Here is a 17,153-nt window from a genome sequence, read left to right as displayed (position 1 = left end):
AAATCCAGTCAGCCCCCGCTCTGTCGGCGTAACAACGCGGATTAAAACGCCCCTGCTTTGTGATCTCACTCGCAATCATCTGGTTTGACTATTAATAAGATGAACGTTATTTCTTGAGGCTAAGAGAAGAGTTGCCTATGGAGCCGTTTCATGCCGTTGTGCTTACCGTCAGTCTGTTTGTGTTAACCTTTTTTAATCCCGGCGCGAATCTGTTTGTGGTGGTGCAAACCAGCCTCGCATCAGGACGCCGGGCGGGAGTCATCACCGGCCTGGGCGTCGCCACGGGAGACGCCTTTTATTCCGGGCTGGGGCTTTTCGGTCTGGCGACGCTCATTACGCAATGCGAAGCGGTATTTTCTCTTATCAAAATTGTCGGCGGCGCCTATTTATTATGGTTCGCCTGGAACAGTATTCGCCACCAGGCGACGCCGCAAATGAGCACGCTCCAGACGCCGATTGCCGCCCCGTGGACGATTTTCTTTCGCCGGGGATTAATGACCGATTTATCCAATCCGCAAACCGTACTGTTTTTTATCAGTATTTTTTCCGTAACGCTTAGCGCAGAAACGCCCACATGGGCAAGGTTAATGGCCTGGGCCGGAATTGTGCTGTCATCCGTTATCTGGCGTATTTTTCTCAGCCAGGCCTTTTCGCTCCCCGCAGTCCGCCGCGCTTATGGGCGTATACAGCGCATTGCCAGCCGTGTTATCGGCGCCATTATCGGGATGTTTGCGCTCAGACTTCTCTATGAAGGCGTGACGCACCGCTAATGTTTGCCCGGTAGCCTTTGCTACCGGACGATAAGCGTTATCAAAACGCCCATGACACGCTGCCTACAATGCTACGCTCGGCGCCAAAATAACAATAAGAGAGCGAATTACAGGCAGCGACATAGCGTTTGTCCGTCAGGTTATTTACGTTGAGCTGGGCGCTCAAGCCATTTAACCCAATGCTGGATAAATCATACCCTACCACCATATCGACCAGTGTATAGGACGGCAACGTGTGGGTATTCAGGCGATCGCTGGTCACGCCGTTGACGTACCGGATGCCGGAGCCCAAAGTCAGCCCCTCTAACAGACCGCTTTTCACATCGTAGCTTAGCCAGGCGCTGGCCTGGTTCCGTGGAGCATAAACCGCGCGCTTACCCTGCTCTTGCGGGCTACTTTTCTTATAACGGATATCAGTATAGGTATACGCCGCCTGCAAACGGACGCTATCCGACAAATGGCTAATGGCCTCCAGTTCCACCCCTTTAGACTCAATTTCACCAATCGAGCGGTACGGATCGGTAGGTTCTTCTTTGGTCGCGATATTGGTCTGGTTAATACGATACACGGCGGCGCTAAACTGGCTATTCCCCCCCAGCGGTTCGTATTTTACCCCCGCCTCCCACTGCTTGCCTTTCATCGGTTCCAGCACATTGCCGTTTTCGTCGGCGAAGCTGGTCGGCGTAAACGCGGTAGAATAACTGAGATAGGGGGCGACGCCATTGTCGAACAGATAAAGCAACGCGGCACGGGTACTGACGTTGTTTTTATCGAGATCGCTGCGTGAATCATGAAGTTTGTCGATGTTAGACACGCTGACCCGATCGTAACGACCGCCCAACGTAAAGCGCCAGCGATCCCATGACATCTGATCCTGTAAATAGTATCCGGTCTGCCGCAGCTTATGTTTTTCACGGCTATACAACGTAATGTAATCCGGCTGAGCGCCATAAACAGGGTTGAAAGCGTCAATCGGCGGAAACGCGCCATAATAGCCAGTAGTATGATTACTGCGATCCTGATAATCGATCCCCACCAGCAGACGATGATTAATCGCCCCGGTATCCACGCTGCCGTCGAGCTGATTATCCAGCGCGATAGCCGACATTTTCTCCCCGGAGCCGGAATAGCCGCGATTCAGCGCCGTTTCATTCAACCAACCTGCGGCATAGACCTGATTCAACGTCACTTTGGTATGCAAATAGCGCAATTTTTGCCGTACCGACCAGCCGCTATCGAACAGATGCTCAATGTTATAACCCACCATATTTTCACGGCGATCGTATTTGTCGTAGTCATCTTCACCTTCAAAGAAAGTGTTAGAAATTTTTCCGCCGTTATAAGGTACAACCGTGCCTTGATAAGGCAGTCCGGAGTGGCTACCGCCTTCCGGATCACGGTGCAGATAGGCCATAAGATCAAGACGCGTCCGATCGGTAATTCGCCAGGTCAGGCTCGGCATCAGCGCATAACGTTCCTCTTTCAAGGGGGTAAACTGCGAATCGGCGTAACGTGTCATGCCGCTAAGACGCGCCGCCACACGTTCATTGTCATCCAGTGGGCCGGTCACATCAAAAGCCGCCCCGCGCTGGTTGTGATTGCCGGCAAACAGCTTCACCTCTCCCCCGGCATCAAACGCCGGTTTTCGCGACGTCAGCGCGACAATGCCGCCTGGCGATGAACGTCCATACAGAACGGACGCCGGGCCGCGTACCACCTCGATATCTTCCAGAAACCAGGGGTCAACCACCAACGAACTGTGCGAATTGGTGTCGCCCATCATTTTTAACCCGTCGAGATAGACGTTATCCAGACTACCGTCCGAAAAACCACGCAATACGATGTAATCAAAGCGGTTAGAGGCGCCTATCTGATTACTGTATACGCCTGGGGTGTAGCTGACCGCCTGACGCACGCTGGTTGCGCCCTGCTCTTCAAACTGCTGGCGGGTAATAATGGATACCGACTGCGGCGTTTCAATATCTGGCGTCGCCAGCTTGGTCGCGCCACTCTGAACGGGCGAGGTGACAATGACGGTATCATTTTTTGTAGTTTCCTGGGCAAAAAGAGGAAAAGTCGCGCCGCCGATAGCTCCGCCTATCAATAGCGCCATACGCGTTGTCGCAAACATGAACATCTCCAAAGGCATCTTTATTGTAAATAAGAATTATTACCTTTTAGAGATAACGGACCACTATGCGTAACGCCAGATTGCCTATGCGCAATGATAAAACATCACCCAAAACGGCAGAAAACCGGGCTAGCAGCGGATATTACCGTTCTGGCGGGGCGCGTTACGCACAGTGTCGGGACGCCGTCAGAGACGCGTCACGCAGCTCGCCGGGCGAGCAGCCATAACGCCGACGAAATGCCGTCGCAAAGTTTGTGGCATGTTGATAACCTGACATCCAGGCGGCCTGCTGCACGCTGTATCCCTCCATCAGATAACGACGCGCGCGCGCCAGGCGGCAATCGCGCAGATAATCAAACACGGTACACCCATAGGCATGGCGAAACTTGCACCGCAGGCTACTCGGACTCATTGCCGCCCGACGCGCCAGTTCGTTCAGCGTGTAGGCTTTTTCCGGCGTCTGCTCCAGTAAACGCCGAATGAGCTCCAGCCGCTGGTATTCACCGGTGACGGGAAGCCCGCGTTTTTGCGTTGCGGGCTGACATAGATTTAGCGCATAGCCCAGTAATTGCAGCATGATGCCTTCCAGCATTAACTGGCGTGACGCCGCATGAGGTCCGGGTTGCTGCGCATAACGTAACCCCGAAAGCAGAAACTCCGGCACCTGCCAGACCCTCGCCGAGGCCGCGCTACGTTCCCACTCGTCTGCCAGCGAGACAGGCAAACGCTCCCGCCATCCGCCGTCCGGGTACATTCCCAGCGACAAGGTGCGCAATTTACTGTCTGCGCCGTGATGGGCGCGTATCGTCTGCTGCTCACTCAGCTGCGAGCAAAACGCCATCCCCGCGCTCAACAAAAAGGTCTGCTCATTGACAGCCAGCGCGACGTTACCTTCCAACACCACCAGCATATACAGCGGACTGCTATGGCGAGAGGTGGTTTCATAAGGTTGTAACACGTGAACATCCGAGCGTGTAATGCAAATCCCGCCGGGAAGCGCTATCTCTTCGATATCGCCATGAAGTACGGGACTACTCTGCGTATACTGCGGTAACGCAGGGAAGCGGTAATCAATGCCATAACGCTCGCCAAACGCGATGAAGTCGCTGACGGAAAAGATCTTTTTCATCGCCGGGGCGGCGGAAGAGTGACAGGAGATCGGAGACATTATCAATACCGTTTATCTGCGTTATACCAGAGCGTTAGCCACTGTGTAACCATATCACTGCGGCCCGGGAACGACAATAAAGATGAGAATAATTATCAACCGCTATTGAGGGGAGAGATAAGGCGAGCAAAGGTGATCGATAAACGCCGATCTGTCGATAAAAACGCGCTTTCGCGAGAGACGAAAGCGCGTCCGGGGGGTATCAGTCAGGAGCGAAATCCTGCGGAGGTCATGAGCAGTCTGAACAACATTCCGACGCCCGCCAGCAGAAGCACGCTGGCGCACCATATCGCGACCATCCATACGACTCGCCGCGACCATTTTTTCACTTTAACCATCAGTGATATCCCTCACCATGTCGCACTTTTCCACGGAAGACGTAGTAGCTCCAGAAGGTATAAGCCAGAATAATCGGGATGATTATCAGCGCCCCAACCAGCATGAAGCTTTGACTTTGCGGCGGCGCGGCGGCGGCATACAGCGAAATATCCGGTGGAATAATATTCGGCCAAATACTGATGCCCAACCCGCTGAACCCCAGAAAAATCAGCCCTAGCGTGAGAATAAATGGACGCGCATGGGATTCTGGTTTTTTCACGCTGCGCCATAGCCAGACGCTAAAAGCCAACACCAGCACAGGCACCGGCAGGAAGTAGTATAAATTGGGCAGCGTGAACCAGCGCTCGGCGATGTCGTCGTGGGTGAGCGGCGTCCACACGCTGACGCCTCCCATCACCAGCAACAAGACGATCAACAACGGGCGCGACAGCGCGCACATCCGGCTATGCAGCGGATCTTCGCTTTTCATAATCAGCCAGGTAGCGCCCAGCAGCGCATAGGTGACGACCAGACCGACGCCGCAGAACAGGTTAAACGGCGTCAGCCAGTCAAGCTGCGAACCGCTAAAGGTTCGCCCTTCCACCTGAAAACCGCTCACCACCGCGCCCACCACAACTCCCTGGGCAAAGGTCGCCAGGATTGACCCGACGATAAAGGATTTATCCCAGAACGCGCGATGCGACTCGGTGGCTTTAAAACGGAATTCAAAAGCGACGCCGCGAAAGATAAGACCAAGCAGCATAACCACCAGCGGGATAGTCAGCGCGTCGGTGATGACGGCATAAGCCAACGGGAACGCGCCGAAAAGCCCGGCCCCGCCCAGCACCAGCCAGGTTTCGTTCCCGTCCCATACCGGCGCGACTGAGTTCACCATAACATCGCGATCGTGTTTATCGCGAATAAACGGAAACAGGATACCGACGCCCAGATCGAAACCATCCATCACGATATACATCAGCGTGGCGAACACGATAATAGCAAACCAGATAACCGGAAGATCGATGGTCATTCGCGTTTCTCCTGCTCAAGCGATTCTCCCACGGCAGAGATAGGACGCGCGGGTCTGCCATCGGTTTCAGCGGTCGGTGTCTCCGCCGGCTGCGGCCCTTTCTGGATAAGGCGAATCATATAAATATAGCCAACCCCAAAGACCAGGGAATAGACCACAAAGAAGGCCAGCAAACTGATGCTCATCTGCAAGGTGCTGTGCGCGGAAACCGCATCACGCGTTCGCAGCAGGCCATAGACCACCCACGGCTGACGTCCTACTTCAGTCGTCACCCATCCGGCAAGGATGGCGATAAGCCCGGACGGCCCCATCCACAGCGCAAAGTGCATAAAGGGCCGCGAATGATACAGTCGGCGTCGGTAGCGTAGCCACAGGCTGGCCAGCCCCAGGAAGATCATCAGTACGCCCATGCCCACCATCAGACGGAAAGACCAGAACACCACGGTAGAGTTGGGGCGATCCTCTTTGGGATAATCTTTTAGCGCAGGCACCTGTTTGTCCAGGCTATGCGTCAGGATCAGACTGCCCAACGCCGGGATCTCAAGCGCATAGCGGGTCCGTTCCGCCTCCATATCCGGCCAGCCTACCAGCGTAAGTGGCGTTGGCTCGCCGGGCGTATTTTCCCAGTGCCCCTCAATCGCGGCGATTTTGACCGGCTGATGCTTCAGGGTGTTAAGGCCATGCATATCGCCAATCAATGCCTGAACGGGCGCCACCACGACCGCCATCCATAACGCCATCGAGAACATACGGCGGATAGCCGGCGTATCGTTACCTTTCAGTAAATGCCAGGCAGCGGACGCGCCGACAAACATCGCGCTACTTAAAAACGCCGCAACGGACATATGCAACAGGCGATACGGGAACGACGGGTTGAAAATCACCGCGAACCAGTCCACCGGGACCACCTGACCGTTGTGAATTTCAAATCCCTGCGGGGTATGCATCCAGCTGTTAGACGCCAGAATCCAGAACGTCGACATTAACGTGCCCAACGCCACCATACAGGTAGACAAGAAATGCAGGCCCGGCCCGACTTTGTTCCAGCCAAAAAGCATCACGCCTAAGAATCCCGCTTCCAGGAAGAATGCGGTGAGCACTTCATAGGTTAATAAAGGCCCGGTGATACTGCCGGCGAACTGGGAGAAACCGCTCCAGTTCGTTCCGAACTGGTAAGCCATGACCAGACCGGAGACCACGCCCATCCCGAAGTTGACGGCAAAAATTTTGAGCCAGAACTGATAGAGCGAGCGCCAGACAGGATTACGCGTTTTTAGCCATAAACCTTCCAGTACCACCAGGTAACTAGCTAAGCCAATCGTAATCGCGGGGAAGATAATATGAAAAGAGACGGTAAAGGCAAACTGGAGTCTCGCTAAAAAGAAGGCATCAAACTCCATGTTCCCTCCCGTTTATATATAGTCACTTCGTGTAAAATATTCACTGTTCGCAACCAGGTTGAAACGAAACGGTTATTTTCCCCAAACGTAAAAACGTCGGGGAATATCCAGATAAATTACGATTTTTTTTGCGGCTGGCTGTCAGGCTTATCGCCCGACTCTGGCGCTTCGGAGGGGTCGTCTTTTTCGACAGCGAAACGGTAGTATCTATTTAGCATAACATGTCTCCCTTAGTTACATTCACTTGGCAATATCTACCTGGCCGTTATAAAAATAACGGCAAAACAAAAAAACAGCGTCTTCAAGACTATTTGCAATTTCAGCAAAATACGCGTAGCTGAAAGTTAAGAATAGACGTAAAACGATAACCTTCAAGTCAACGCGGTTTACGGGACGGGGGATTAGCACAGGGAGAATGACCGCAACGCTCGCTGCGCGGCGGCCATTTTATATGGTCTATCAAAAAGATAACCGTTAAGGTCCATTCAAACCCGTTAGTTTGCCTTCCCCTCAATCAAGCCATTGATCGTAGAAAATACCGCCGGCGCGCTGGTCGCTTCCGCAAACTCGACATTGATATTTTGCCGACGCAGCATATCGAAGAATTTACGTTGCGCATCAAGAATAACCTGATCGCCTACGCGCATATTTTCTGCTTTAGTTTCAACCAGTAAATAAACGCTGTCGGCGTCCTGACGCTCAATACGGTACACAAAATCCGGCGTAGTAGAGCCCCCCGTATATTTGGGGATCTGAATGGCCCGCTTAGGCAGTTTGCCAAACACAGAAACCTGTTGCGGATAATCGTATTTTAATAGCGGCAATTCTGGATCGACGCTGTCATAACGCAACGGCGGTATTTGATAGAGAGAACGAGGATCGTCTATCGCATTCTCATCCACATTTTTCCCCACAATTTCAGCGCTAATCTCCTCTCTGAACTGCCGTGCCGTGGAATCAAATACCGACGTTGAAGCCTGAAAATCGAGAGGCAGATAATCGTGGCGCTGCGCAAAATGCGCATTAATCCGCGTCTGTAATGCGCGGGTCATATTGTCCAACGAGATCTCGCTTAAATAGCGTGAATCTCCGTGCAAAACATCACGCAGCATCGCCATTAACACCGGGTGCAGGACGTTAACCGGCAGACTGGTGCGTAACGCCAGTTGCTTAAGAAAATGGCCATATTTCATGCCCGCCATAAATTCGCTGGCGGCTAATTCGCCTTCCCGCTGCGCCACTTCAAAACGGCCATTATCTTCATTCGATACCAGCCGTTGTTGCACCTGGCTTGGCTTCTGGCGTATATACAGCGCCGGATCGCGCAGCACCTCGGCGGCAATCTGTTCCAGAGAAGCGCCGCTACGCTCGAATTGCAGCATATAACGGCGGGAAAACTGCTCCCAGATACTGCTAAGTTGTTCCCAATTCTCTTTGCGTAACCTGACTCGCAGTCGGGAGGCGGGCTTATTGTCACGGATGCGATCCGCTCGCACCCGCGCCTGCGTCAGCTCAGGGTAGAACTCCAGTAGCCACGCAAAACCACTTTTGGTTTCCCCGTTAAGCGTGACGCTGGGTTTAAACTCATTACTCCGGTTGATCAGTTTTTTATCATCCAGATCTTCCAGCAAACGAAGCTCCGTAAACGCAGGATCGACTTTTTGCCGCTCGGTGACGATGAGTGTGATCATCGCCTCATCCAGTTTCTGCTCGTTAAGCTGAACTTTGCTGTCGCGATTAATCTCATCAACCAGCATACTGGCAAACGCTTTTTCATCATAACCAATCAGAAACGACAGTCGGGACGGCCACTCTTCCTGATGAACGCGATGGCCGTTTTCATCTACCGGTAGCCGCAGGCCGCGCCCCACTTCCTGAATTTTGCTCGACTCGCTACCGGAAGAACGTAATTTAGCAATGACAAAAACATTCGGGTTATCCCAGCCTTCGCGAAGCGTCCATTTTGAAAACAGAAAGCGGCGCGTTTCCCAGTTGCCGTGATGGTCTGAAAAACTGAGCAACTTCTCTTTATTTTTCAGAATATCATCTACCTCAGCCTGGATCGCCTCATCGCCGCTTCCGCGATCTTCGCCAAAGTAACCAGCGTGGACGTTTTGGTTATCCGAGTGCAGGCTGGCGAGCGTGGCCTGCAGAAACGACAGATACTCCACTTCTCGCGGCAGGGTCTTGCGCTGATAATCGTCAATCAGTTGCGTCAGTTTCTTTTTCAGCAAACGCTCAAAAGTGACTTTCAACCAGCCTTCGTCATCACGATAGCTTTTAATACTGTCAATAAAGAAAAGGCTTAAGGTCTTAATACGCGGGGCATTATTTTCTGGCTCATTGCTGCGTAAGAAATTTGCCTGCTCGGTATCAAAATGCTTATCGATAGCGTCCTGAATAATCAGTTCCTGGTAGCTCGCGCCAAAGGTTCCTGGCACCAGCGCCATCCCTGCCTCCAGCTCCAGATCGTTCGACAACATTTTACTGCCGGCATATTCGATACTGCCTTCAAATCCCGCATCGACATCGGCGAGATTTTCGCCCACGCCAACCTCGGCAATTTTGCTCCCCCGTCGGAGGATTAATTTCTTTGCCGTGACGCTGTCAACGATATAACGATTGTTGGCCTGTTCTTCGGGGAGATTCGGGTAATAAATATCAATACCTTTCACCAAACCATCGTTAAAACTGTCCACCGCGTTGAGATCAAACTGCGGTTGCCGGCGATAGTAATCTTTACGTACACATTTATTTTTACCCTTACCTTCGACAATATCCGGGAAGGTAGCGCCAAAGCGGACAATCATTTGCGGCTGAATAGCCTGAATCGCTCGATAAAATTTGTTATCTCGCGCAAAACGATGCGGTTCATCAATAATGACCACCGGTCGCGTCATTTGCAGCCCTTTAACAGGCGACGTCAGCCCGCCCAGTAGCGTTTGATCGTAATCGTCTCGCGTCATACTGGCGGAATTGAGCATTTGCGCATTGATCAGCAAAACCTGAATCGTATGGCTATCACGACGGCTGGCATCAGTAAAACTTAATAGCTGGGCCGGAAAATTTTTACGCCCCGACTTTACTTTAAAATCACCGGCGTTAATGGTGCAAAGTTCCATCCGCGTATTTTCGTAGAACTGTGAAAAATGCTGTCTGGCGTAATCGCTGGTGATAAAGTTCCGCGCGCCTTCTTTAATGGCTGGCGTCGGCACCACCAGCACAAATTTGAAGAGGCCGTAGTTCTGATGCAGTTCATACATCAACCGGGTATAGACATAGGTTTTGCCCGTCCCGGTCTCCATTTTAACGTCAATATTGGCCTTATCGTCGTAACGTTCCTTAATCAGCGGATTAGCATAGTGATTATGATCGGCCTGCGCGTGATCGATACCGGTGAAACTCGCCAGAATCGCCGCTAATGCCTGTTCCTGATGGGGAAGTTCTTCCAGTAAAATATTCATCATCATCCCCTCTTAATAACGCTTCACCAGGTTCACTTTTTGATCAAGCTGTTTTAAGCCGATTTCCAGTTCACGAATGGATTCAAGGTCGAAAGAGTAGCCGTAAATGACAATGGTCTGAACCGGAAGCTGGTGCGTACCAATGTGGTTGAGAAGATCGCGGGTCTGCTCTGTTCCCCATCGTTCATCAATCAGATACAGGCGCGTATTATCAACATACCTGGCGCAATAGCCGGAAAAATCAACGGTCTGTACGTCAATATCCATTTTATAACCATCGGCGACCAGCCATGTCGTTAATAAGGTCTCTTCGCCGCTTGCGCCGCCCGGCACGCCCAATCCTCTGGCGGAAAAAGGATTGATCATGTCGGTAAATCCTGACTCGGTGAAAGCGGCCAGTTGACCGCTGGTATTGATAAAATGGCCGGTAGCAATATCGAAGCTATCCAGATCGTCCAGCGTCTGCTGTGTCGGAGTGGCAAAACGATAATGTTTAAAACCGAGGTCGCTATTGGTCGTGGGATTGTTGGCGCGGATCTTCGCCGCAACGCGTGTAATTCGCTCGCGACTGATTTCATCAATAGTGTTATAACCTGCTTTTTTCGCGATAGTGTTATTGCTTAATGCCTGATCGATAGTACACAGAATAAACGTGCGCTGCCCCCCATCTTCTTCATTCAGCGCCATCACCGCATGGGCCGTAGTGCCGGAACCGGCAAAAAAGTCCAGAACGACGCCGTCTTTATCGATAGCGAGCTTGATGATTTTCTTCAATAATGCGGTCGGTTTCGGCGTATCAAAAACGTTGTCGCCGAAGAGATCCAGAATCTCCTTTTTCCCCTCTTTATTCGACGCTACGTTATCCCAGTAATTGGTCGTTGGTTGCCCTTTACTGTGATGCGCGTACATGACTCGCTGGGGAATACCGCCGTTATCTTTGCCAAAATAGACCAGATTATCGGCCACCAGTTTTTGGTAACTGGCTTCAGGATAAGCCCATAGTCTTTCGTGTACCGTACCGTTCGGCGTGGTAATTTTATAGGTATAGCCGCCGCCGCTCAGCCCTTTTGACACCGTTAACGGCACCGGGCGCCATTTCCCTTCTGGAAACTGTTCGGTCGGTTCTTTATAGGATTTCTGAATATACTCTTTAGAAAGCGGTTCTAAACGTAAAGCGCCCTGACCGGTTTTGGCGTAAACAAGAATGTATTCCCCCTGGATGGAAACGTTATCAGAGTCGTTAGAAATCTCTTTTTTGCGCTTCCACATCACATTGGTGACAAATCCGCCTTCGCCAAAAATCTCATCCATCATTAATTTAAGATTGGCGTACTCATTATCGTCGATAGAGATAAAAATAAATCCGGTATCTTTCAGGAGCTTCCTGGCCAGGAAAAGACGCGGATACATGAAAGATAACCACGCGGAGTGCGTCGATTTACCCTGAATGGATTTTAAACGTGCCAGTTCAGTATCATTAAGACCAAACATATCCTGCAACGCCCGATCGCTATATTCAAAATGATCGGGATAGACAAACCCGTCCGACCCGGTGTTATAAGGGGGATCGATATAGATCATATCGACGGTATCGGCGTAATTATTTTGCAGATGGCGTAACACATCCAGATTATCTCCGGTCAGAAAAAGATTATGGCTGTTTTTATTTTCTGCCAGAGTATTGTGTTCCACGTCAGGAACGATAACGGTAACGGATTTTTCACCCGCCTGTTTTTTTGCGTAATCTTTGCCAATAAAATCAATCTGATAACCGCTCGTCAGCTCATCAATATTACGCGCTTTCAACGCGCGCTCAAATCTGGCGAGATCAAATCCGCCTTTCGCGATCAGCTCGCCCTGCTCGTTATAGCGATCGGCGGTAAAAAATTCCGGTAATGCACGTTGTAACTCAGACAGAAAGGCGCTATTCGGGGCAACAGACTCGTTGTGTTTTTGGTTATCTTTCAACATGATATCTTCGCTCCGTTGATAATTTTAAGGTGCAGCAATCAATTTCTTATAAAGAAAAAAGTAAGCGATGATTGTAATGGTCACGAACGGCAGATGCCATCATTAACCTTTGTTGTTCGTTGAAAGGGCGTGAAAACCACGGGAGGAAGGCGTGCTCCCGGCGACAGTATGCGCCAGGAGCGTAGTGTTTACGTGCGATGACTGATGGCCGACTCCGGGAGGGCGTCGCTATCTGTACCGGAGATGACGACTCCCCGGGTCTCGCGACCAAATGCCACAAATACACAGATTAAAATAGCCACCGCGCCAGCCACGATCGCCATTGCCAACCCGTAATTGCCACCATGCGTTTCCGCGATGCGGGCCTGTAACGTCGCATTAACCGACGCCAGTAAATTACCGAGTTGGTAAACAAACCCTGGCAGTACAGCGCGCGCATTCGCCGGAACCAGCTCGTTTAGCCAGGTCGGCACGACACCCCAGGCGCCCTGCACCATAAACTGCATCAGGAACGCGCCCAGGCCAATCGTGAATGATCCGCTGGAAAATGCCCATAGCGGGAGTACCGGAAGCGCAAGAAAGGCGGCGATCATGATCGCTTTTTTACGCCCAATACGTTCCGATAGCGTACCGTAGAAAATACCGCCGAGCATGGCGGCAATGTTATAAAAAATCGCAATGATACTGATCAGATGCGGATCAAAACCATGCTGCATCTTCAGGAAGGTAGGATACAGATCCTGCGTGCCGTGACTGAAAAAGTTAAAGAACGCCATGACCAGCACCAGATACAGACACAACTTCCACTGTTTGCGCAGAACAGGAAGCAGCGCGGTATTCTCTTTACGCGCTCTGGCCGCCAGCCAGACGGGGGATTCCGGCACTTTAAACCAGATATAAGGCAGCAAGACAACAGGCAGGGCGCCAATCAGGAACATGCCGCGCCAGCCTACCATACTGTAGAAGAGGCCAAAAATAACCGAGGCGAACAGATAGCCGCAGGGATAGCCCGCCTGAAAAATGCCCGACATCAGGCCACGCGAACGATCGGGAATGGTTTCCATCGCCAGTGATGACGCGACGCCCCATATCCCGCCCATCGCCACGCCGTACATAACCCGAAAAATCAGAAATGCCATGAAGGTGGGCGACCAGGCGGAAAGCAGTTCAAACACCGTAAAGAACAGAATATTGAGCATCAGTATCGGTCGACGTCCGTACTTTTCCGCCATTCGACCAAATAGCAGCGCGCCAATGGGACGTACCGCCAGGGTCAGCATAATCGCAATGGAAACGTCCGATACGGAAGCGTGAAACCATTCGGCGAGATCGCTAAGTACAAAGACAAGGATAAAGAAATCAAACGCATCCAGCATCCAACTGGTAAAGCTGGCAAACGCCACATGTCGTTGTGTCGTCGTCCAGTTCAGGGGGGTGTACATAGGTAGTGTCCTGCATCAAAAAATAACATCAAGCTTTGAAGCGGCGAAACGCTGGAGCGCTCCCGTCGTCAAAGCGACGTAACAAGGTAGCGTTGCGCTACTTATTTGTTATCTTTTTGTATATAGCAGGTAAAATGTTAGCAAAAATAGACAAATCATTACATATTATTAACAAAGCTTACTGGCACATGATTTGTCACATTTTTTATGGGGATTATCTCACGCAAAGAAAAGCGAAGCGTGTCTAGCGTATCGCGACCGGCCTGTCGCCAGACCGATCGCCATTGACGATTACCTTTCGCGCGGCGGGAAACCGGCCTTTTGCAGGGCGGCGGCAATCTGCTCCGCGGATAGCGACGTTTCAACGTCAACCAGACGCGTCGCCGGGTCAGTTCTCACCGTCGCATTAGCATCGAGAGTCAGAATCGTCTTTTTTACCGTACTGGCGCAGCCGCCGCAGGTCATGTCATCAATATGGAACTGCATAGTGAACTCCTTTTGTGTGGGAACTGTTGCCAGTCTGGGCCTTGCCAGTGTTGGAAGGTCAAGCGTAATCTCAGGACTTACAGACGCTTTGCCAGTCCGTGGCGACGAGGACGGCGCAATACCGCTCCGGTACGCGCCTCCGGCTCGCTATCGTCAGGTTGTCCAAGCGTATGCAGAATGGGGCAATCTGGCAGCGCGTCGCCGGCGCAGCAGTGAATCAGCGCTTTGAGGGTTTGCGCCATGTGCTGCATGTTCTGGATACGTCTGTCCAGTTCATCAATGTGCGTCTGCGCCAGGCGTTTGACGTCAGCGCTTTGCCGCGACTGGTTATTCCAAAGATTCAATAAGTCGCTGATTTCAGCAACTGAAAAGCCGAGATCGCGCGCGCGGCGTATAAAATGCAATTGATTAACATCAGCCTGGGTATAGGCCCGATAGCCGGAATCCGTCCGACTTGCCGCGGGAATCAGACCAATCTGTTCATAGTAGCGAATCATTTTGGCCGAGACTTTCGATGCTTTAGCTGCTTTACCGATGTTCATGACGCTCCTCCTCATGTCGTGGATGTGTCGGATGGGGTTGCCATCGGCGCCCGGAAACGGCGCAGCCGCAAAGCGTTGCCCAGCACGAACACGCTCGACATCGCCATCGCCCCTGCGGCGAATACCGGTGACAATAATATGCCCCAGACCGGAAATAGCGCGCCTGCCGCGACAGGAATCAGCGCCGTATTGTAAGCAAAGGCCCAGAACAGATTCTGGTGGATATTGCGTATGGTCGCTTTAGACAGCGCGATGGCATTCGGCACGCCTTGCAGGTTGCCGGACATTAGTACGACGTCGGCGGATTCCACCGCCACATCGGTGCCGGTGCCAATCGCCAGCCCCACGTCGGACTCCGCCAGCGCTGGCGCATCGTTGATGCCATCGCCGACAAACGCCACCTGCCCATACGCCGCTTTCAGGCGCCGTATCGCCTCGACTTTCCCTTCCGGCAATACCTCGGCAACCACGTCATCAATCCCTAACTGTCTGGCGATAGCCTGTGCCGTGCGGGCATTATCGCCAGTGATCATGGCGACCTTAATGCCGAGCTGATGTAAAGCGTTAATTGCGGCGGGCGTACTGGGTTTGATCGGATCGGCCACGGCGATAATCGCCGCCAGTTGACCGTCAATAGCCGCATAGAGCGGCGATTTCCCTTCCTGCCCTAACCGTTCGGCGGTGGTGGCGAAGCCGCTAATATCCACGCCAATTTCGCGCATATAGCGATCGGCCCCCACGTCAACACGCGTACCGTCAACGGTAGCGTATACGCCCATCCCGGTCACCGATTCGAAGCCGCTCATGCCTGGTAGCGCGATCCCTTCCTCTTCTGCCGACACGACAATCGCACGGGCAATCGGATGCTCTGAACGCGATTCTACCGCCGCGACTTTCGCCAGCACCTCACGGCGTTCAAAGCCACTGGCCACGTCGAGATCGGTCAGTACCGGGCGGCCTTCGGTAAGCGTCCCGGTTTTGTCTACGGCCACCACCTTAGCGTCTTTGAGTAGCTGTAACGCCTCCCCCTTACGGAACAGCACGCCCATTTCAGCCCCACGACCGGTTCCCACCATAATGGAGGTCGGCGTCGCCAGGCCCATCGCGCAAGGACAGGCGATAATCAGAACCGCAACGCCATTGATCAGAGCGAAGGTCAGCGCTGGCGACGGCCCAAACGCCAGCCATACCACAAAGGTCAGCGCAGCAATAAGCATCACCATCGGGACAAACCACAGCGTCACTTTATCCACGACGGCCTGAATCGGCAGTTTTGAACCCTGCGCCTGTTCCACCAGACGAATGATTTGCGCCAGCATGGTCTGTCCGCCGACGGCGGTCGCCCGCAGCGTGAGCGCGCCTTTTTGGTTTACGGTACCGCCCACCACCGCGCTTCCTGCGGATTTCTCTACCGGTATCGGTTCGCCGGTAATCATCGACTCGTCAACGAAGCTGCGGCCTTCGGTCACTTCGCCGTCAACCGGTATCCGCTCGCCTGGCCGAACCTCCACACAGTCTCCCAGCACAACCTCGTCGACAGGGATATCCACGATGCGGCCCTCGCGTAACACATGCGCGACCCGCGCCTGTAGCCCCACCAGACGTTTAATCGCTTCGGAAGTCCGCCCCTTCGCCCTTGCCTCCAGAAAGCGCCCCAGCAGAATAAGCGCGACAATCACTGCGGCGGCCTCGTAATAGACGTTTACCGTCCCTTCAGGCAACAGGTCGGGCGTAAAGGTCGCCACCAGCGAGTAGCCGAATGCCGCTGCGGTTCCTACGGCGACCAGCGAGTTCATGTCCGGCGCCAGACGCGCCAGCGCCGGGAACCCTTTAAGGTAAAAACGGCGACCGGGGATCGTCAGCACCAACAGGGTCAGTGCAAATTGCCAGTACCAGCTTTGTTGCAGGCCAATCGTTTTTATCACCCACTCGTGCATACCAGGAATAAGGTGCGAACCCATTTCAAGCACAAAAACGGGGAGCGCCAGCACGCTGGCGAGAATCAGATCGCGCTTCAGCCTGACGCGCTCGGCCTCTTTTTTCTCTTCAGAGTCGTCTTCTCCCTGCCCCGCCGTCTCTACCGGTCGCGCCTCATACCCCGTTTTTTCAATCGCCGCGATCACCGCCTCCGCCGACGCCGTCCCGCGAACGGTGGCGCGCTCCGTCGCCAGATTCACCGTAGCGTCCGTTACGCCAGGCACAGCCTTAATACCTTTTTCAACGCGAGCGACGCACGACGCGCAGGTCATACCTTCAATAAGCAAGCTTATCGTGTCGTGACGATTTTCTGACTGACTCATGACGAGTTCCCCATCCTGACTATTCGGTATCAGAAAGCCTAAAGCTTGCCATTGTGGGAAGGTCAAGCGTATTCAGGCTGCACGGTTCGGCGAGAATGTGAGATGGCTCATAAAAGAGGATGATGCGAGAC

The 17,153-nt window shown here is 52.8% G+C and carries 12 protein-coding genes and 2 pseudogenes; 1 reads left to right on the top strand and 13 read right to left on the bottom strand.

The features are described 5' to 3' along the window. Positions 1–137: 137 nt before the first annotated feature. Positions 138–770 (top strand): LysE family transporter, encoded by a 633-nt coding sequence (locus tag ABVM99_RS10635; RefSeq protein ID WP_000433131.1) that lies wholly within the window; start codon positions 138–140, stop codon positions 768–770. Positions 771–810: 40 nt separating this feature from the next. Here the strand turns inward: ABVM99_RS10635 and foxA are convergent, their stop codons facing one another. The 13 genes and pseudogenes from foxA to golT form a co-directional block, all read right to left on the bottom strand. Next, positions 811–2,919, bottom strand: coding sequence for a ferrioxamine B receptor FoxA (gene foxA / locus ABVM99_RS10630; RefSeq protein ID WP_102136488.1), 2,109 nt, complete (start codon positions 2,917–2,919; stop codon positions 811–813). A gap of 145 nt (positions 2,920–3,064) precedes the next feature. Further along, on the bottom strand, positions 3,065–4,069 hold the full coding sequence (gene foxR / locus ABVM99_RS10625) for a ferrioxamine uptake transcriptional regulator FoxR (RefSeq protein ID WP_000074609.1): 1,005 nt from the start codon (positions 4,067–4,069) through the stop codon (positions 3,065–3,067). A 95-nt stretch (positions 4,070–4,164) separates the two neighbouring features. Then, positions 4,165–4,357, bottom strand: a pseudogene (locus tag ABVM99_RS10620) (hypothetical protein). Beyond that, a pseudogene (locus tag ABVM99_RS10615) lies at positions 4,336–4,407 on the bottom strand (DUF2474 family protein); the annotation flags it as partial. The pseudogenes ABVM99_RS10615 and ABVM99_RS10620, both read right to left, overlap by 22 nt. Then, entirely contained in the window at positions 4,407–5,417 is a 1,011-nt protein-coding gene (gene cydB, locus ABVM99_RS10610) for a cytochrome d ubiquinol oxidase subunit II (protein ID WP_000151047.1), read from the bottom strand. The pseudogene ABVM99_RS10615 and the gene cydB, both read right to left, overlap by 1 nt. After that, positions 5,414–6,817: a cytochrome ubiquinol oxidase subunit I gene (locus tag ABVM99_RS10605; RefSeq protein ID WP_000393711.1), complete on the bottom strand. Its 1,404-nt coding sequence runs from the start codon at positions 6,815–6,817 to the stop codon at positions 5,414–5,416. Before ABVM99_RS10605 ends, cydB begins: the two co-directional genes overlap by 4 nt. 116 nt (positions 6,818–6,933) lie before the next feature. Further along, a complete protein-coding gene (ssaA, locus tag ABVM99_RS10600; protein ID WP_000934834.1) occupies positions 6,934–7,035 on the bottom strand; it encodes a small effector SsaA in 102 nt (33 codons plus the stop codon). Between the two features lie 276 nt (positions 7,036–7,311). Beyond that, a complete protein-coding gene (locus ABVM99_RS10595) occupies positions 7,312–10,284 on the bottom strand; it encodes a type III restriction-modification system endonuclease (RefSeq protein ID WP_077684068.1) in 2,973 nt (990 codons plus the stop codon). 9 nt (positions 10,285–10,293) lie between these two features. After that, positions 10,294–12,252: a site-specific DNA-methyltransferase gene (locus ABVM99_RS10590; protein WP_023205548.1), complete on the bottom strand. Its 1,959-nt coding sequence runs from the start codon at positions 12,250–12,252 to the stop codon at positions 10,294–10,296. 188 nt (positions 12,253–12,440) lie between these two features. Further along, a complete protein-coding gene (locus tag ABVM99_RS10585; protein WP_000288503.1) occupies positions 12,441–13,694 on the bottom strand; it encodes an MFS transporter in 1,254 nt (417 codons plus the stop codon). A 291-nt stretch (positions 13,695–13,985) separates the two neighbouring features. After that, positions 13,986–14,180: a gold resistance metallochaperone GolB gene (gene golB, locus ABVM99_RS10580; protein WP_001159470.1), complete on the bottom strand. Its 195-nt coding sequence runs from the start codon at positions 14,178–14,180 to the stop codon at positions 13,986–13,988. Between the two features lie 77 nt (positions 14,181–14,257). Beyond that, positions 14,258–14,722 (bottom strand): Au(I) sensor transcriptional regulator GolS, encoded by a 465-nt coding sequence (golS, locus tag ABVM99_RS10575; RefSeq protein ID WP_001020583.1) that lies wholly within the window; start codon positions 14,720–14,722, stop codon positions 14,258–14,260. 11 nt (positions 14,723–14,733) lie between these two features. Continuing rightward, positions 14,734–17,022, bottom strand: a complete 2,289-nt coding sequence (gene golT, locus ABVM99_RS10570) for a gold/copper-translocating P-type ATPase GolT (protein WP_000083312.1) — start codon at positions 17,020–17,022, stop codon at positions 14,734–14,736. Positions 17,023–17,153 lie beyond the last annotated feature (131 nt).

Source organism: Salmonella sp. SJTUF15591 (assembly GCF_043356435.1).
GTDB classification, from domain to species: domain Bacteria; phylum Pseudomonadota; class Gammaproteobacteria; order Enterobacterales; family Enterobacteriaceae; genus Salmonella; species Salmonella enterica.
Note: the sequence above shows the minus strand (reverse complement) of the source record. Positions and strands in the feature narration are given on the sequence as shown.